The sequence below is a fragment of the Arthrobacter sp. DNA4 genome (assembly GCF_024362385.1).
Taxonomy (GTDB): domain Bacteria; phylum Actinomycetota; class Actinomycetes; order Actinomycetales; family Micrococcaceae; genus Arthrobacter.
This window is the reverse complement of the sequence record NZ_CP101466.1, coordinates 2950436-2967186: the sequence shown is the minus strand read 5'-3', so window position 1 is coordinate 2967186 and position 16751 is coordinate 2950436. Positions and strand designations below refer to the sequence as shown.

17 protein-coding genes and 1 other RNA gene are annotated in these 16751 nt (G+C 64.3%); 14 read left to right on the top strand and 4 right to left on the bottom strand.

What is annotated here, in order from left to right; genetic code table 11:
• Positions 1-66 precede the first annotated feature (66 nt).
• The 13 genes from NMQ03_RS13665 to NMQ03_RS13605 all read left to right on the top strand — a co-directional run bounded on the left by NMQ03_RS13665 (position 67) and on the right by NMQ03_RS13605 (position 12212).
• Entirely contained in the window at positions 67-363 is a 297-nt protein-coding gene (locus NMQ03_RS13665) for a hypothetical protein (protein WP_255172634.1), read from the top strand.
• Positions 364-366: 3 nt separating this feature from the next.
• Positions 367-783 carry a TadE family protein gene (locus NMQ03_RS13660; protein WP_255172633.1) on the top strand — a complete coding sequence of 139 codons (417 nt, stop codon included), beginning with the start codon at positions 367-369 and terminating at the stop codon, positions 781-783.
• Positions 764-1372 (top strand): hypothetical protein, encoded by a 609-nt coding sequence (locus tag NMQ03_RS13655; protein ID WP_255172632.1) that lies wholly within the window; start codon positions 764-766, stop codon positions 1370-1372. The genes NMQ03_RS13660 and NMQ03_RS13655 overlap by 20 nt, the downstream gene beginning before the upstream one ends.
• Complete coding sequence (locus NMQ03_RS13650; protein ID WP_255172631.1) at positions 1369-1815, top strand: pilus assembly protein TadG-related protein; 447 nt, start codon at positions 1369-1371, stop codon at positions 1813-1815. The genes NMQ03_RS13655 and NMQ03_RS13650 overlap by 4 nt, the downstream gene beginning before the upstream one ends.
• 54 nt (positions 1816-1869) lie before the next feature.
• A complete protein-coding gene (prfB, locus tag NMQ03_RS13645) occupies positions 1870-2985 on the top strand; it encodes a peptide chain release factor 2 (protein WP_255172630.1) in 1116 nt (371 codons plus the stop codon).
• A 196-nt stretch (positions 2986-3181) separates the two neighbouring features.
• On the top strand, positions 3182-3970 hold the full coding sequence (gene ftsE, locus NMQ03_RS13640) for a cell division ATP-binding protein FtsE (RefSeq protein WP_255172629.1): 789 nt from the start codon (positions 3182-3184) through the stop codon (positions 3968-3970).
• Entirely contained in the window at positions 3967-4881 is a 915-nt protein-coding gene (gene ftsX, locus NMQ03_RS13635; protein ID WP_255172628.1) for a permease-like cell division protein FtsX, read from the top strand. The genes ftsE and ftsX overlap by 4 nt, the downstream gene beginning before the upstream one ends.
• 27 nt (positions 4882-4908) lie before the next feature.
• Positions 4909-6339, top strand: coding sequence for a M23 family metallopeptidase (locus tag NMQ03_RS13630; RefSeq protein WP_255172627.1), 1431 nt, complete (start codon positions 4909-4911; stop codon positions 6337-6339).
• An 83-nt stretch (positions 6340-6422) separates the two neighbouring features.
• A complete protein-coding gene (gene smpB / locus NMQ03_RS13625) occupies positions 6423-6896 on the top strand; it encodes an SsrA-binding protein SmpB (protein ID WP_043453530.1) in 474 nt (157 codons plus the stop codon).
• Positions 6897-6969: 73 nt separating this feature from the next.
• Positions 6970-7338: a transfer-messenger RNA gene (gene ssrA / locus NMQ03_RS13620) on the top strand.
• Positions 7339-7482: 144 nt separating this feature from the next.
• Positions 7483-7947 (top strand): pyridoxamine 5'-phosphate oxidase family protein, encoded by a 465-nt coding sequence (locus NMQ03_RS13615; RefSeq protein WP_255172626.1) that lies wholly within the window; start codon positions 7483-7485, stop codon positions 7945-7947.
• Positions 7948-8004: 57 nt separating this feature from the next.
• Positions 8005-11190, top strand: a complete 3186-nt coding sequence (locus NMQ03_RS13610; protein WP_255172625.1) for an HAD-IA family hydrolase — start codon at positions 8005-8007, stop codon at positions 11188-11190.
• The gene (locus tag NMQ03_RS13605) at positions 11187-12212 is read left to right on the top strand and encodes an ATP-dependent 6-phosphofructokinase (RefSeq protein WP_255172624.1); all 1026 of its coding nucleotides are present in this window, start codon (positions 11187-11189) and stop codon (positions 12210-12212) included. Before NMQ03_RS13610 ends, NMQ03_RS13605 begins: the two co-directional genes overlap by 4 nt.
• Here NMQ03_RS13605 and NMQ03_RS13600 read toward each other — a convergent pair.
• Positions 12182-13222, bottom strand: a complete 1041-nt coding sequence (locus NMQ03_RS13600) for a zinc-dependent alcohol dehydrogenase family protein (RefSeq protein WP_255172623.1) — start codon at positions 13220-13222, stop codon at positions 12182-12184. The two genes, NMQ03_RS13605 and NMQ03_RS13600, sit on opposite strands and share 31 nt — an antisense overlap.
• Positions 13223-13289: 67 nt before the next feature.
• The gene (locus NMQ03_RS13595; protein WP_255172622.1) at positions 13290-13760 is read right to left on the bottom strand and encodes a pyridoxamine 5'-phosphate oxidase family protein; all 471 of its coding nucleotides are present in this window, start codon (positions 13758-13760) and stop codon (positions 13290-13292) included.
• Positions 13761-13947: 187 nt separating this feature from the next.
• On the opposite strand from NMQ03_RS13595, the gene NMQ03_RS13590 reads away from it, so the two are divergent.
• A complete protein-coding gene (locus NMQ03_RS13590; RefSeq protein ID WP_255172621.1) occupies positions 13948-15003 on the top strand; it encodes a zinc-dependent alcohol dehydrogenase family protein in 1056 nt (351 codons plus the stop codon).
• A gap of 54 nt (positions 15004-15057) precedes the next feature.
• Here the strand turns inward: NMQ03_RS13590 and NMQ03_RS13585 are convergent, their stop codons facing one another.
• Both NMQ03_RS13585 and NMQ03_RS13580 read right to left on the bottom strand, forming a co-directional pair.
• Positions 15058-15522 carry a pyridoxamine 5'-phosphate oxidase family protein gene (locus NMQ03_RS13585; protein WP_255172620.1) on the bottom strand — a complete coding sequence of 155 codons (465 nt, stop codon included), beginning with the start codon at positions 15520-15522 and terminating at the stop codon, positions 15058-15060.
• 10 nt (positions 15523-15532) lie between these two features.
• Positions 15533-16642 (bottom strand): acyltransferase, encoded by a 1110-nt coding sequence (locus tag NMQ03_RS13580; RefSeq protein WP_255172619.1) that lies wholly within the window; start codon positions 16640-16642, stop codon positions 15533-15535.
• Positions 16643-16751: the final 109 nt, after the last annotated feature.

Sequence of the window (16751 nt, the reverse complement as noted above, 5' to 3'; positions counted from 1 at the left end):
AACCCGAAGCCCGCATTTCAGCAACACCTGCAAGTCCCCTCACCGAAACAGGAATAGGACGCAAAGATGAAAACCATGGGAATCCGCTGGGCGACGCTGTTTCTGTCCCTGGCCGCCGTGCTGCAGCTCCAGATGATCCGGGCTGTTCGCCCGCACCCGCGTCAGGCCGCACAGTGCAACGTCGGTTCTGATCACGGCCGGGAAGTACCGGCACCCAAATGCGATCATCCGGAGCGCGGCGACGTACCGGGCTGGGTGATGATTACGTTAATGTCAGCGGTTCTGGTGGCGGCCCTGCTGGCGCTCGCAGGCCCTGCACTTGAGGCCATGTTCAACCAGGCAATGGACAAGGTGGGGAACTGAACCATGAGGAGGGCTGCTCCCCGCACGGCTGAGCAGCCGGCGCTGTCCCGGGCAGGCGAGCGGGGATCGGCCGTGGTGGACTTCGTCCTGGTCGGTGGGCTGCTGACGATGTTCTTCCTCGCGATAGTCCAGCTGACCCTGGTCCTCCACGTCAGGAACACCCTCATCGATGCTGCCGCGTCCGGGGCGCGATACGGAACCCTCGCTGACCGCAATGCCTCCGACGCCGAAGAACGGACCCGCAGCCTCATAAGCCTGGCCCTCAACCCGGGCTTCGCGGAACAAATCAGTTCCAAGGAAGTGAACGTCAGCGGCATGCGCACCCTGGAAGTCACGGTCCGCTCTCCCATGCCTGTCATTGGTCTCATTGGACCGCGGGACCTGCTGGAGGTGAAAGGGCATGCAGCTGTCCAGCCCTGACCCATTCACCCGGAAAACAACGCCCGGCTACCACCCCGTGCTGGGCGCCAAGGCGCACCTGCACTTCCGGACCCGGCTGGCAGAAGCACTCTGCCGGGAGCGGCCCGGGGACACCGGCCCGGGGAACCCATCCCAGGAGTCCGCGCCTGCCCGCAGGGAAGGCGGGAACCAGCCGGGCCCGGCCCATGAACAGGGAAGCGCAGTGGTCGAATTTACGTTCCTTGCACTCCTGCTGATGGTTCCGCTGGTGTACTTCGTGATCACCGTCGGGCAGATCCAGGGAGGCTCCTTCGCCGTGGTGGGCGCCGCGGACCAGGCAGCGAAGGTCTACGTGGCCCAGCCTGATGCCTCAACCGCCCAGGCTGCAGCCGAGCAGGCGGTGGCACTTGCCCTCTCGGATTTCGGTCACCAGGCGGACCGGGCCAGCATGACCACCGCCTGCAGCCCCGCAGACTGCCAGGCGGCGGGCAGTACGGTAACAGTGACGGTGAGCCTGAGTGTGCCGCTGCCGTTCATCCCCTTTGCCGAGGGGCTGTCCGCCACAGAGGTTCAAGCGTCATCCTCCCAGCTGGTAGGGCGGTACCGGTGAAGCGCAGGGAACCGGACGAGAACGGCCAGTTGATGGTTATGATCCTCGGCTACGTGGTCCTGGCGCTCCTGGTGGCGACGGTGGTCATCGGAATATCCGCCGTCTATCTGGAGCACAAGCGCCTGCTGTCCCTGGCGGACGGGGCATCGCTTGCTGCTGCCGACAGCTACACGCTGGGGGAGGTCTCATCACAGGGCGGCAGCCCCTCGGCAGTCCTCAACCCGGCCCGCGTCCGGAACGTGGCCGCCGACTTCGTTGCCAGGAGCCCTGCGTCGCAACGTTTCTCCAGCCTTGCCGTTGCGGGGGCAACGGGTACGCCGGACGGTTCCACCGCCGTCGTGGTCCTCACAGCGGCCGTCCACCCGCCTGTGGTGAATTTCCTGATACCCGACGGCATCCCCATTGAGGCGACGTCAACCGCGCGCTCGCGGTTGACCCGGTAGGACGCAGGCCGCCGAGCCCGCCGGTATTCCCCGATAGCGTAGGCTTAAACCACCATGGCCAATATTGATTTTTCCGCTGAAATCCGCGCGCTCCGCGCCACCTACGAGTCCATCGAACGCGTCACCGACGTGGAGGCGCTCAAGGAAGACATCGCCGAACTCAGCGAGCGGGCGGGGGAGCCAAACCTTTGGGACGATCCCGCGGCCGCGCAGAAAGTCACTTCCCGGCTGTCCCACCGCCAGTCTGAACTGGAGCGCCTCACCAACCTGGAGTCCCGGATCGACGACCTCGAGGTCCTGGTGGAACTCGGGCAGGACGAGGACGACGCCGACTCGATGGGGGAGGCCGCTGCCGAACTCGAGTCCATCAAGAAGGCCCTCAAGGACCTGGAAGTGGTCACCCTGCTGTCCGGCGAATACGACGAACGCGAAGCTGTGGTCTCCATCAGGGCCGGTGCGGGCGGCGTGGACGCGGCGGACTTCGCCGAAATGCTCATGCGCATGTACCTCCGCTGGGCTGAGCGGCACGGCTACCCCACCACGGTCATGGACACCTCGTACGCGGAGGAAGCCGGACTGAAATCAGCCACTTTTGAGGTGAAGGCGCCGTATGCGTACGGCACGCTCAGTGTGGAAGCCGGCACCCACCGCCTTGTCAGAATCAGCCCGTTTGACAACCAGGGACGCCGCCAGACGTCGTTCGCGGCCGTTGAAGTCATTCCGCTGATCGAGCAGACAGACTCGATCGAGATCCCGGACAACGAAATTAGGGTGGACGTATTCCGTTCCTCCGGCCCGGGCGGCCAGTCGGTCAACACCACGGACTCTGCCGTCCGCCTCACCCACATCCCCAGCGGCACCGTGGTCTCCATGCAGAACGAGAAATCGCAGCTGCAGAACCGCGCAGCTGCCATGCGCGTGCTGCAGTCCCGGCTCCTGCTGCTGAAGAAGGAACAGGAGGACGCGGAAAAGAAGGCGCTGACCGGCGACGTCAAGGCCTCCTGGGGCGACCAGATGCGCTCCTACGTCCTGAACCCATACCAGATGGTGAAGGACCTGCGCACCGAACACGAGGTGGGCAACACGTCTGCGGTGTTCGATGGCGAGATTGACGATTTCATCGACGCGGGCATCCGCTGGCGCACTGACAACCGCAACGCTGAAAAGTAGGCCGTCCTCCCGGGTCCTCCCGGCTGGCCGCCGGCTGATCCGGCGACACGCGACCGAAAGCCCGCCCAACCGACGGCCATCCTGCGTATAGTCGAGGGGCCGGGGCCCTACTTTCCCCAAACGAAAACCCGTGCACCGGCTGCAGAACTGGGCTGCATCAGACGGATCAGCCATGCCCTGCAGGGTACTTAGGGCCATGATCCGATTCGAAAATGTCACCAAGGTTTACGACCAGAAAGCCCGACCGGCACTGGATTCCGTCAATCTTGAGATCGACCGCGGCGAATTCGCCTTCCTCGTAGGTGCTTCCGGTTCCGGGAAGTCCACCTTCCTCCGGCTGGTGTTGAAGGAAGACCGCGCCACCTCCGGTGCCGTGTACGTCGCCGGCCAGAATGTCGCCAAGATTTCCAGCTGGCGCGTTCCCCGCCTCCGGCGCGGCATCGGCGTCGTCTTCCAGGACTTCCGGCTCCTGCCGCAGAAGAACGTGTTCGCCAATGTCGCATTCGCCATGCAGGTCATCGGCAAGAGCCGCAGCGTGATCCGCGACACCGTCCCCGAGGTCCTCAAAACAGTCGGACTCGAAGGCAAGGAACACCGCATGCCGCACGAGCTGTCCGGCGGCGAGCAGCAGCGCGTGGCCATCGCGCGCGCCGTTGTCAACCGGCCCGGAATCCTCCTCGCAGACGAGCCGACGGGAAACCTTGACCCCACCACGTCCATGGGAATCATGGGCGTGCTGGACAAGATCAACCAGAACGGAACCACAGTGGTGATGGCCACCCACGACGACGACATCGTCAACGAGATGCGCAAGCGGGTGGTGGAACTCAAGAATGGCGTGGTGATCCGCGACGAAGCCAGGGCCTTGTACACCTCGATGATCCCCGTCGTCGGCCAGTCACGGCGCCTGAAGGACGCCAGCGGCAGGGAAACGCCCGACGCCGGTCTTCCGGGCAGCGGCGCCGAAGGCGAGGCCCAGCGGTGAGGCTCGCATTCATTCTTTCCGAGATCGGCAGCGGCCTGCGCCGCAACCTTTCCATGGTGGTCTCAGTCATCCTGGTCACGTTCGTGTCCCTCACGTTCGTGGGCGCGGTAAGCATGCTGCAGATGCAGATCAACCAGATGAAGGGCTATTGGTACGACAAGGTCCAGGTGGCCATCTTCCTTTGCAGCGAAGGTTCGACGGCGCCGGGTTGCGCCTCGGGGCCCGTCACCCCTGAGCAGCAACAGGGCCTGAACGCGCTCCTGGAGTCACCGGCCGTGGCGCAGTACATCAATGACTTCCAGTTTGAGTCCAAGGATGAGGCCTACAAGCACTTCAAGGACCAGTTCTCCAACTCGCCCATCGTTGATTCCGTGACGCCGGACCAGTTGCCGGCATCGTTCCGGATCAATATGAAGGACCCGGAGAAGTACCAGATCATCAGCGAGACCTTCTCCTCCCAACCGGGCGTGGAAACGGTGATTGACCAGCGCCAGCTGCTCGAACGCCTCTTCTCGGTGATGAACGGGGCTTCCCTGGTGGCAGTGGGCATCGCAGGTGTGATGATCGTCTGCGCGATCCTGCTGATCGCCACCACCATCAGGCTCTCTGCATTCAGCAGGCGCAGGGAGACCGGAATCATGCGGCTTGTCGGTGCATCCAAGACCGTCATCCAGTTGCCGTTCATCCTCGAGGGCGTCATAGCGGCGGTCATCGGTGCAGCCCTGGCCTCGGGCACCCTGTGGGCAGTAGCGCAGTTCTTCCTGGGCGACTACATGTCCCGCCAGTACCCTGACACGGCCTTCATCTCCTCCGGCCAGACCCTGATCCTCGCACCGGCGCTGCTGGTCCTTGGCGGATCCTTGGCAGGAATTTCGTCTCTCTTGACCTTACGCAGATATTTGCGCGTTTAGGCTGTGCACACCGACCGAGGAATGCCCATGAACGTAACTGATCAGACCTTGCACCGCCCCCGGCACAGCCGCGGGCGGTCCGCTGCCCGCCGTCTGGGGATCGTCAGCGGCGTGCTCACCCTCATCCTTTCCGCCGGCATGGCCGTTGCGACTCCTGTGGCGTTCGCAGACGACCTCGAAGACCGCAAGGCTGCGCTCGAGGCTGAAGCTGCCCGTGTCCAGGCGTCCCTGGAGTTTGTCGATTCCCGGATTGCCAAAGCTGCCGGTGACCTGGTGATCTACCAGGGCCAGTTGCCGGGTGCCCAGCAGGCGCTGCTTGAGGCCCAGGGTCGGGTAGCCGGCGCGGTCAAAGAAGTCGAAGCCCTGTCGGCCCGCGTGGACATGGCCCAGCAGAACAAAGCCAAGATCACCCAGCAGCTGGAAACAGACAAGCAGAAGATCGCGGACACCAAAAAACTGATCGGGCAGATCGCCACCCAGGCCTACAAGTCCGGCGGCGTTCCCTCCAACCTGTCTCTCTTCTTCGGTTCCAACAGCGGCAGCAGCCTGACCGAAACCATGGACCTCGCGGACCAGGCCATGCGCAGCCAAAACGCTGCCATGGACAAGCTCAGCCAGCAGAATGCCACCAACGTCAACTCCGAAGCCCGGCTTCAGGCCGTTGAAGCGGAAATCAAGGACCTTAAGGCCAAGGCAGATGCCGCCCTGGAGCGGGAGAAGGCAGCCCGCGATGAGGCTGCGGCCAAGAAGGCCCAGGTTGACCAGCTGATTGCCGACACCACCCGGCTCGATGCCGAGCTCCAGGCGGCCAAGCCCGGGATCCAGGCGCAGCTCGCCGGCGTCCAGGCCAACCAGAACCAGGTGGCCAACGAAATTGCTGAACGTGACCGCAAGGCCCGCGAGGCGTGGGAAGCAGAACAGCGCCGGCAGGCTGAGGCCGCAGCTGCAGCCGCTGCCGCTGCCGCTGCGGCAGCGAACCGCCCCGCCCCGCCCGTCCAGCCGTACGTACCGCCCGCGGCCGGCTCGCCGTCGGCCTTTGGCCTCCGCCATCCTTTCGACGGCAGCATCCCCATCACTTCCGGCTTTGGGTACCGCACCACTCCGCCGGGAACGATCGACTTCTACGGCACCGGCGGCTACATGCACACCGGCATCGACTTCGGTGCCGCCTGCGGCACCCCCGTGTATGCGGCAGCCGCCGGGGAGGTCTTCAGCTCCGGGTGGAACTCCGCCGACGGTGGCGGGTGGCGCGTCAAGATCGATCATGGCGTGATGCAGGGCAACACCCTGACCACCATCTACTACCACAACTCGAGCATCGTGGTCTCAAACGGGCAAAGGGTCTCGCAGGGCCAGCTGATCGCCTACTCGGGCAGCACCGGCAACTCCACCGGCTGCCACGCCCACTTCGAAACCTGGCTCAACGGCAGGGCTGTGGACCCCATGGGCCTGCTGTAGGGCACAAGCGCCGCTGCCGTAGACTTGTATAGCTCCGGGCCGAAGGCCCGGAGGCATCCGACCTGAACCCGAGGAGTTTTCCCGTGCCCAAAGAAAGTGGCCGTAAGGTGGTGGCCACCAACCGCAAGGCCCGGCACGACTATCACGTGCTGGACACTTACGAGGCCGGCATCGCACTGATGGGCACCGAGGTGAAGTCGCTGCGCGAGGGCCACGCCTCGATGGTGGACGGATTCTGCACGTTCTACAACGACGAACTGTGGATGGAAGCAATCCACATTCCCGAGTACAACCAGGGCAGCTGGACCAACCACGCTGCGCGCCGCCGCCGTAAGCTGCTGCTGCACCGCGAGGAGCTCATCAAGATTTCCCGCAAGGTCCAGGAAGCCGGCTACACCATCGTGCCGCTCCAGCTGTACTTTGTGGACGGCCGGGCCAAGGTGGAAATCGCCGTTGCCCGCGGTAAGCGTGAGTACGACAAGCGGCAGACACTGCGGGAACAGCAGGACAACCGTGAGGCCCAGCGCGAGATGCGCGAGCGCAACCGCCGGCGCTAGGAATTATTTCGGCAGGGCGTGCGTTAGTATGGATAGTCCGGCAGGCTTGCCAGCCGGTTTGGTAACAAAATACGGGGATGATCGGTTTCGACGGTGTTAGTCGCGACAGGTGAAGCGGGCCGAGGATGCAGAATTATCTCGTAAACGCTTTCTGCAAACCAATAAGTGCCGAATCTAAGCGCACTGACTTCGCTCTTGCTGCCTAAGCAGTAAGACAGTCCGTCAGCCCGGGGTTGCTATCGCCCCGGATCCTGGCGTCATTTAGATAGCCACTGCTGTTTGCTCCCGTCATCGGAGTAAACGGGACTTTTAGATGACTGGGCCCGGATCAGCCAGCTGTTTGCGGCATGGCTGGGGCCGAGAAAATCCGACGCAAACTGCGCCCGGAGAAGCCCTGACAACACGACATCGGACGGGGGTTCAATTCCCCCCATCTCCACCCCGGCGGGCCGGACATCCACAGGATGTCCGGCCCACCCTTGTGAAACACCCCGGTCTTCGGACCGGGGTGTTTTTCTTTGCCATGATCCACGCCCGGGCCCAAATGCTCTACCGGGGCGGACCGGCATGCAGGTACCGTCCACATATGCACAACGATCCGCCACAACCGCCTACGGAAGTCCTGGATGCCGGAACGTGCTGGGACCTCCTGCGCGGCGTCTCCGTCGGCCATCTGGCTGTCCTGGTGGACGGGTATCCGGAAGTCTTCCCCGTCAACTACAAGGTGGATCAACAGTCAGTTGTTTTCCGCACCGGGGAAGGAACGAAGCTGCGGGCCGCCGGGGGACCACTCGCCGTCGCCCTTGAAGCCGACGGCCACGACGATTCCCAGGCATGGAGCGTGCTGGTGAAAGGCAGGGCAGTCATCCTGGAGCCCTCAAAAGAGCTCCTGACCGGGGCCGGCCTCACGTTGTTTCCCTGGCAGGCCGGAGAAAAGGACCACTTTGTCCGCATCGTCCCCACGTCCGTCAGCGGCAGGCGCTTCACCATCACGTCACCGCTGACATGGTGGAACCATGTGGGGCAATCCGCAGGCAGGGACACCGCGTAGCCGCCGGCGGGCCCATCGGCCCTTTGCTGGACGACTCCTTGCTGGTACCACTGACCTATGATCGCGTCCCCTACCGCCGCTGCTGCCAAGCCTCCTTTTGACGCCGTCATTTTCGACCTGGACGGGGTGGTAACCAACACGGCGCTGGTCCACCAGGCCGCCTGGAAGGACGCGTTCGACCGGATCCTGCAGGACCCGAGGATTCCCCCTGGTACCAACCGTGCCCCGCTCAGCAGGGCGGACTACCTCACCTTTATCGACGGCATGCCGCGGGAGGAAGGGGTGGTGCGGTTCCTGGCAAGCAGGGGAGTACATCTCGAGAAAGGCCAGGAGGCGGATGAGGCCGGAGCCTGGACCGGATTCGGCCTGGGCCGGTGGAAGAACGCACTGTTCCTGGAACACCTCGAGCGGGACGGCGTCCAAAGCTACCCCGGGACGCTGCAGCTGCTGCAAAGGCTTACAGGCGCGGGAGTTCCAACGGCCGTGGTCACCTCAAGCCGGAATGCGGCCTCTGTCCTGGACGCAGCGGGTATCCAGGGCTTCTTCACCGTCGTCATGGACGGAGCCACTGCGGCAAGTCTTGGGATGCAGGGAAAGCCCGCCCCTGATGTCTTTCTGGCGGCGGCAGCGAGGCTGGGAGTCGCTCCCTCACATGCCGTGGTGATTGAGGACTCCGCTGCAGGCGTTGAGGCCGGGCGGCGGGGCGGTTTTGGCCTCGTGGTGGGAATCGATCGCAGTGGCAGCCGCCGCCAGCTGGAGGCGGCGGGAGCGGGCACTGTGCTTAATGACGTGGGTGAACTGGACCTGGGGCTGATCATCGGCAACGCCTGGCACCTCGCCTACGAAGGATTCGATGCCCTGCACGAGGGACACCGGGAAGCACTGACCACCTTGGGCAACGGGTACATGGGGATCCGCGGAGCCGTGCCCGAGGGGGGTCCGTTCAGTTACGCCGGTATGTACCTCGCCGGTGTCTACAACCGCGTCATGGTGAATGCGACCGGCGAAATGCTGCTCGAGGAACACATGGTCAATGCGCCGGACTGCCTTCCTTTGGATATCCGCCTGGACGGCCAGGAGTGGTGGTCAGAGGGCGGCATGACCCCGGTCCGCGAACGCCGGGTCCTTGATCTCAAAAGGGCTGTGCTGGAGCGCCGCCTGCTGTTGAAGGGCGGGGACGGCCGCCGCATAGAGGTGGTTCAAACCCGCTTCGTATCCATGGCCGAACCACATCTGTTGGTGCTCGAGACGACTGTCACCGCACTGGGCTGGAGCGGAGCAGTGGAGGTTCGCAGCGGGATCAACGCCGGTGTCCGCAATGCCAACCTGCCGGAACGCGCCCAGGGGTCCGATGTCCATTTGGCTGACAGGACGGCCCCGCAGTGCGCGGACCAGGACCTGCCCCCGGACGCGGCCTCCGTCGTCGAAGTTGAAACCACCCAAAGCCTGATCCGCATCGCCGCAGCCTACCGGACCCATGTATCTCCCCAAGCAACGGCCATTGAGGACGGCAGGAAAGGGGCCTTCCATTTCCGCACCCTGCTGCTTTCCCTGGACGCCGGTACCGCAGTTCGGATCACCAAGACGGTAGCCGTGGTGACATCCCGTGACCGTGCCATCTCTTCCCCGGAAACGGGCGCCCGCGCAGTGTTGGACCGGGCAGGCGGGGATTTCAATGCCCTCCTTGCGGCCCATGAGGAAGCATGGCGGCGGGAACTCCGTCCATTCCTGGTGGAGATCGACGCTCCCGTCCAGGTACGCCTGGTCCTAAACCTGCACATCTTCCATCTCCTGCAGACGCTGACGCGCCACACCGCCGAACTGGATGCCGGTGTCACTGCGCGCGGACTCCACGGCGAGGGCTACCGCGGCCACGTCTTTTGGGACGAACTGTTTGTCCTGCCTGTCCTCACGTCAAGGACGCCCGATATTGCCCGTTCCGTCATTGAGTACAGGTGGCGGCGGCTTCCCGCCGCACGGCATGCAGCATCGTTGGCCGGGCTGGCGGGAGCAAAGTTCCCTTGGCAAAGCGGCAGCGACGGGAGCGAGGAAACCCCGAAATGGCTGTACAACGACAGGTCCGGCAGATGGGTCCGGGACTACTCGCATCTGCAGGTGCACTCCGGCCTGGCGGTCGCCTTCAACGCCTGGCAGTACTTCCAGGCAACCGGGGACAAGCTCTGGCTGCTTCAGAAGGGGGCTGAACTGGTCATTGAGGTTGCCCGCTTCTTCTTCTCGTTGGCGGCATACGACCAGGATGGTGCGCGGTATCACGTTCGTGGCGTTGTGGGCCCGGATGAATACCACACGGCATATCCCGGCCGCGACGAACCAGGGTTGAATGACAATGCCTACACGAACGTCATGGCGGCGTGGGTTTGCTCCCAGGCCGCGGGGATCATGGCATTCCTGCACGGCAGTGAGCGCGCCGGGCTGATGGACCGTCTTGGCGTCACGGATGAGGAAGCGGCCGGGTGGGAACGTTTGGGGACCACGATGTATGTGCCCTTTCACAGAGACGGGGTCATCAGCCAGTTTGAGGGCTACGAGCAGCTGAAGGAGCTCGACTGGGAACATTACCGCGACACCTATGGTGACATTGAGCGGCTGGACCTGATCCTGGAAGCCGAAGACGACGAAACCAACGGCTACAAGCTGGCAAAGCAGGCAGACGTCCTGATGCTTCCATACCTCCTGGGACACGAGGGGCTGCTCACCGTCCTGCAACGCCTGGGCTACGGGTTTACGCACGAGCAGCTCAACCGGACCATCGAGTACTACCTTGCCAGGACCGCCCATGGTTCGACATTGAGCCGCGTTGCCCACGCCTCCGTGCTGGCCGGAGTTGACGCCGACCGGGCCTGGGACAGCTTCCGTGAAGCGCTCGACGCCGACCTCGACGACACGCAGCACGGCACCACGCGCGCGGGCATCCATTTGGGTGCGATGGCTGGAACCATCGACGTGGTGCAGCGCAGCTTTGCGGGGCTAAGGTTTAGCGGCGACACCATCCTGTTTGCTCCCAACCTGCCCACAGGGCTGCGCGCGGTTGCCTTTGATGTCCTGTACCGGGGACACCGCCTTCGCATTCATCTTAAGGACGGGGACATGAGCATCGCCTCGGCACCCGGTGACGCCGGGCCCATCAAAGTGCACGTGGGTGGCCAGGACGTGGGCCTCCCTCCCGGCGAGACCCGGCATTTTCCGCTGCCTTCCATGGCTTCCGGGGTGGCGGCGTCATGAAGCGGCTGGGGATCCTTACCAGCGGGGGTGACTGCCCGGGAGTCAACGCGGTTATCCGGGGAGCCGTGCTGGGCGGTGACGTTGCGCATGGGTACGAATTCCTGGGATTCCGGGATGGGTGGCGTGGTGTCCTGGAACAGGACGTTGTTCCTTTACCCCGGACGAGCGTCCGGGGGATTTCGCGCCTGGGCGGAACCATCCTGGGCACGTCCAGGACCAATCCGCTGGTAGGGAAGGGGATCGACGGCGTACGCGCCTGCGTCCAGCGCAACGGCCTCGACGGACTGATTGCCATCGGGGGAGAGGGCACCTTGGCGGCGGCCCGCGAACTGTGCGGACAGGGCATCAATGTGGTGGGGGTGCCCAAGACCATCGACAATGACCTCGGCGCCACGGACTACACGTTCGGCTTTGATACAGCGGTCCAGACTGCCACCGAGGCCATCGACCGCTTGCGGACTACAGGCGAATCCCACCACCGGTGCATGGTTGCCGAAGTCATGGGCCGCAACGCCGGCTGGATAGCGCTGCATTCGGGAATGGCTTCCGGCGCACACGCCATCCTGATGCCTGAGCATCCCGTGTCCCTGGACCAAATTTGCTCGTGGGTACTTTCCGCCCGTGACCGTGGCAGGGCGCCCCTTGTCGTCGTGGCCGAGGCCTTCGCCCCCGAGGGCCACCCAGCCCCTTACGCCCCCCGCGGCCTGGATACTTTCGGACGACCGCGCCTGGGAGGCATCGGGTTGCTGCTTGAAGGGGAACTTCAGATAAGGACCGGCATAGAAACCCGTGCCACAGTCCTGGGCCACATCCAGCGCGGTGGCGAGCCCACCGCCTTCGACCGTGTTCTTGCCACCAGGCTGGGCCTGGCTGCTGTCGAGTCAGCGGCGGCAGGAAGATGGGGCACCATGGTGTCGCTCCGTGGCACCGACATCGTGAACGTTGGCCTCGAGGAAGCGCTGGGGGCACTGAAGGTGGTGCCGGAGGCGCGCTACCAGGAGGCCGCTGTCCTGTTCGGCTGACTTTCCTCCGGCCGGAGCCGGAGGACGGCGGATCCCGTAATCCTGTCGGCTGCCAGGTCTTCCAAAGCCCTGTCCGCAGCCTCGAACGGATAGGCGGTGGTGGTGATGGCCAGGGAAAGCCGGGCCGCGAGGGCCAGGAACTCACGCCCGTCGGCCCGGGTATTGGCCGTCACGCTGCGCACCTGGCGTTCGAAGAAGAGTTCCCTGCCGTAATCCAGGGAGGGGATGCCGCTCAGGTGGATCCCGGCGATGGCCAAGGTCCCGCCACGGTCCAGGGCACGCAGCGCCACCGGGACCAGGCCTCCCACCGGGGCGAACAGAATGGCAGCATCGAGCGGTACCGGCGGGCTGTCGTACGCGTCTCCCGCATACTCGGCTCCCAACTCCAGTGCGAGCGCCCGGGCATTTTCAGAACGCGTCATCACGAACACGGAGGCGCCCTGCTTGAGGGCAAGCTGGGCCGTAATGTGCGCAGAGCTGCCGAAGCCGTAGATGCCCAGGCGCCCGCCAACGGGCAGGGCGGCGCGCTTCAGGGCCCGGTATCCGATGATCCCGGAACAGAGCAGCGGGGCGGCTTGTTCGTCGGTGAAGACCGGGGGCACCGGGTAGGCAAAATCCTCTACGACAGTCATCTGCTCGGCAAAGCCGCCATCCCTGTCCCATCCGGTGAACACCGGCGAGAGGCACAGGTTCTCGTCGCCGCGGCGGCAGTAGTCACAGCGGCCGCAGACACCGCCCAGCCATGCCACCCCGACCCTGTCACCGACCCTGAAGCGGGAGCAGTCCGGCCCCGTTTCAATGACGACGCCGACTGCTTCGTGCCCGGGCACCACCTGCGGGTGCCGCGGAGGCAGATCTCCCTCAGTGAGGTGGAGGTCGGTGCGGCAAACGCCGCAGACGCTTACTTCCACCAGGATTTCACCGGCTGCCGGCCGGGGCGCGGCGCGGATCCCCTGTACCAGCGGACGGGTGGACACGGCACCGGGCTCATTCACCCACCATGCGCGCACTGTTTCTCCTGCCTGGAGCCTACTGGCCCGTGCCTCGTGGCGGCCCGCCTACTCGAAGCCGGCCCGCCTACTCGAAGCAGGCCCGGGTTGCGTCGTCCAAGGGGGTCTGCCACAAAAGCGGGGCGCTCACGGTGAAGCGCCGTCCCGTTACCGACTCCGGCGTGATACGGATGAAATGCTCCTGCCCCACGCCCTGCCAGGGAAACAGGGCCCGTCGGATGTTATCAAGGTCAGGTCCTGTCGGCGCTGTGTCAACAGCCTTGCCTTTGACCACGACGCTCCAGGCCAGGCCGAACTGTGCGCTGACAGCATCTGCTTCCAGCGCCACGGTGGCGTCCGACTGGATGGCCTGCTGCTTGGTGCCGGCGCCGGTCCGGAAAACCAGCGTTTGGCCGTCCACCTTGTAGTTGACGGGAAAGACATCGGGATGGCCACCGGTGATGACGGCCAGCCGCCCCACCCCGGTTTGGCCGAGGAGCGTCCAGCACTCTTCCGCATCGAGGATTTCCGGCACAGGTACGTTTGTGTTGTCAGTCATAGGCCACAGCGTAGGCAACTCTCCGGCGTCCGGAAAGGGCATAAAGGCCCGGCGAAAAAGGAAGGACCTATGGCACTTGGGACCCGCCCGGCACGGTGGGACGCTGTGGGATGCCTGCTGGGGCTGCACAGTCGGCGCAAGCCGCCCGGCACGCCACAGGGCCGGCCCTCAGCCAAAGGAGAATCCCATGAAAGCCCTCGTCTATGGCGGACCCGGGGAGAAGTCCTGGACCGACGTCCCGGACCCCAGGATCCAGCAACCCGGTGACGCCATCGTCAAAGTCGACACCACCACCATCTGCGGCACGGATTTGCACATCCTCAAAGGTGACGTTCCCGCCGTCGAAAAGGGGCGCATCCTGGGCCATGAGGGCGTAGGAACCGTCGTGGAAACCGGTCCGTCCGTCACCGGCCTGAAGATAGACGACCGCGTCATCATCTCCTGCATCAAATCCTGCGGCCACTGCGCCAACTGCAGGACGGGCCTCTATTCACACTGCCTCGGGGCCGAAGGTGCGGAAGGCACCGGGTGGATCTTCGGCCACCTGATCGACGGGACCCAGGCGGAGTATGTCCGGGTTCCCTATGCCGAAAACTCGCTGCACCTGCTGCCTGAGGGCGTCAGCGACGAGCAGGCGGTGATGCTGTCCGATATTCTTCCCACCGGGTTCGAAATCGGCGTCCAGTACGGCCGGGTCAAGCCGGGCGACAGCGTAGCCGTGGTCGGTGCCGGGCCCGTGGGACTGGCGGCGATCACCACAGCCGGGCTCTATGGGGCTGCCACCGTGGTGGCCATCGACCTGGACGCCAACCGCCTCGAAAAGGCGATGGAGTTCGGCGCCACGGACACTGTCCTCTCGGGCAGCGGCAATTGGAAGGAACAGGTCATGGCCCTGACCGGAGGGCGCGGCGTCGACGTCGCCATCGAGGCCGTGGGCGTCCCCGCGACCTTTTCCATGTGCACCGGGATAGTACGGCCCGGCGGATCTGTGGCCAACGTGGGGGTGCATGGAAAACCAGTGGAACTGCATCTGGAAAATCTATGGATCCAGAACATCAACATCAGCATGGGCCTGGTGAATACCAACACCACGCCGATGCTGCTCAGGCTCGTGGCCCAGGGGAAGATCAAGGCGGAGAAATTCGCCACGCACCACTTCGGCTTCGACCAGTTCCTCGACGCCTACGACACGTTCTCCCGGGCTGCCGAGACCAAGGCGCTCAAGGTGATTCTCACGTCGTGACGTCCTGCCTGGAACTGCACGTCCTGACGGGAACTGCGGAGGGTTGCCGGGGGCCTAGAGCCAGTCCGCGGAGAAGTCGACCGGCGGCCACCACCGAGTGCGCGACCGCACGGCAAAACGCCGCCCGGTGATGTCCGTGGGGGTAAGGGCCACCAGATGGTCCTTGATACCCGGCTCCCACGGTTCCCGGTCGGCATCGCCGTCCGGCAAAGCCATCCGTTCCTCATCGAAGGGTTCCGGCCGGCCTTTGGCCACTACGCTCCAGACTTCCGTGGCGTACGGATTGAGCCCGTCCACTTCGAGCGCAGCAACTGCCCCACTGAGCAGGGCGCGCAGCTTGGTGCCCGGTGCCGTGCGGAACACCAGCGTTTCTCCGGTAACGGAAAAGTTCACGGGAAAAATCTCGGGCACATCACCGTTGATGACTGCCAGTAAGCCGATATAGGAGGACCGAAGATACCGCCAGCATTCGTCATGTTTCAACAGTTCGGTCCGGGACCCGGCAGGCGAATCAGTCATGCTACCGATCCTAGAGCCTTGACAGCAGCCGCGCACGGGTGGGTACAGGACCCGGTGTGGCGCCCGGACGTTGGAACAGGAACGTCAACCCACATCTCCTGAAGAGGGATTCGACCCCCACGCAGGCGGCGATGACGGCCGTGGTCAAGGCAAGCGGATAAATAAGCGCGATGGGCAATGACTTCGAGATGGCGGGCTCAACCGGCGACAAGGGGCCGTGGAAAGCCAGGACAAGGAAATCCATAATGGGCGCGTGCAGGAGATAGATGCCAAGGGTGCGCCGCCCAATCCACGACCCTGCCACCGCAATGAGCCGGCACCTGGTGACTGCACTGATCACCGCTACCAGTGCAATCACAGCGGCCAATCCTTGAAGGATGAAGACGGCCTGATCGAGTCCGGGGTGGTTCTCCGGCAGCGCCATCAGGGCAGCGAGGGCCGGGAGTGACACAGCGAGACAGCGCAGCCTGCGGGCGCCCGCGATGTGCAGGAAGATGTTCTTTCCGTAGACACCGGCGGCGAAGAAGACCGCAAGCTCCGGGACTTTGCCCCACTGGTAAGCAGTGCTGTCTACCAGCGTTGCGGTGATGATGCTCAGGGCTGCAAGAGCGGCCAGTACCACCCACGACGGGAGCTTCCTGCAGAGGGTCAGCAGCGGGACGTAGACGGCCAGGGCGTAAATGAACCAGAGGGGAGTGTCCGGGGCGATGAGCTGCAGGAAGAAATCACCGACAGAGACAACCCGCTGCGGCCGCGGCGAACCCGCCAGGACGATGCCGAGCAGTGCATAGAGAAGCAGCCATACGGCGTACAGGTAATAGTTGCTCAGGCTGGAATTCCATGCCCTGCCGTTCCCGAACCCGTTACGGACCTTGGATGCCGCAAGGATTCCGGAGACGGCAAGGAGCAGCGGCATGCGAACTGAGCCGAGTCCGGTTGCCACCATGTCCCAGAAGGCGAACGCAGCGCTGGCATCGTGCTCGAACCGGAGGAAGTGCCACAACCCAACGTGGAAGAGCACCACCGCGACGACGCACAGGCCCCGCGCCGCATCAATCCATTCGACGCGGACCTTTGCCGGCTGCTCCACAGCGGCTGGTCCGTGATTCCCCCATGACATTGCCCCAAGCTAACAGCGGGGCAGCAGGTATTTCTCTACTTGATGGAATATTGAGGGCGTTGGGGGTACCCCTCACGAAGTGCAGCGCTGCCCCTCCACCGTTCACCGA

What these genes read in the sequence shown, in the direction of transcription:
- NMQ03_RS13665 (WP_255172634.1), top strand. Translation starts at nt 67, where the DNA reads ATGAAAACCATGGGAATCCGCTGGGCGACGCTGTTTCTGTCCCTGGCC.
- NMQ03_RS13660 (WP_255172633.1), top strand. Translation starts at nt 367, where the DNA reads ATGAGGAGGGCTGCTCCCCGCACGGCTGAGCAGCCGGCGCTGTCCCGG.
- NMQ03_RS13655 (WP_255172632.1), top strand. Translation starts at nt 764, where the DNA reads ATGCAGCTGTCCAGCCCTGACCCATTCACCCGGAAAACAACGCCCGGC.
- prfB (WP_255172630.1), top strand. Translation starts at nt 1,870, where the DNA reads ATGGCCAATATTGATTTTTCCGCTGAAATCCGCGCGCTCCGCGCCACC.
- ftsE (WP_255172629.1), top strand. Translation starts at nt 3,182, where the DNA reads ATGATCCGATTCGAAAATGTCACCAAGGTTTACGACCAGAAAGCCCGA.
- NMQ03_RS13630 (WP_255172627.1), top strand. Translation starts at nt 4,909, where the DNA reads ATGAACGTAACTGATCAGACCTTGCACCGCCCCCGGCACAGCCGCGGG.
- NMQ03_RS13615 (WP_255172626.1), top strand. Translation starts at nt 7,483, where the DNA reads ATGCACAACGATCCGCCACAACCGCCTACGGAAGTCCTGGATGCCGGA.
- NMQ03_RS13610 (WP_255172625.1), top strand. Translation starts at nt 8,005, where the DNA reads ATGATCGCGTCCCCTACCGCCGCTGCTGCCAAGCCTCCTTTTGACGCC.
- NMQ03_RS13605 (WP_255172624.1), top strand. Translation starts at nt 11,187, where the DNA reads ATGAAGCGGCTGGGGATCCTTACCAGCGGGGGTGACTGCCCGGGAGTC.
- NMQ03_RS13595 (WP_255172622.1), bottom strand. Translation starts at nt 13,760, where the DNA reads ATGACTGACAACACAAACGTACCTGTGCCGGAAATCCTCGATGCGGAA.
- NMQ03_RS13590 (WP_255172621.1), top strand. Translation starts at nt 13,948, where the DNA reads ATGAAAGCCCTCGTCTATGGCGGACCCGGGGAGAAGTCCTGGACCGAC.
- NMQ03_RS13585 (WP_255172620.1), bottom strand. Translation starts at nt 15,522, where the DNA reads ATGACTGATTCGCCTGCCGGGTCCCGGACCGAACTGTTGAAACATGAC.
- NMQ03_RS13580 (WP_255172619.1), bottom strand. Translation starts at nt 16,642, where the DNA reads ATGTCATGGGGGAATCACGGACCAGCCGCTGTGGAGCAGCCGGCAAAG.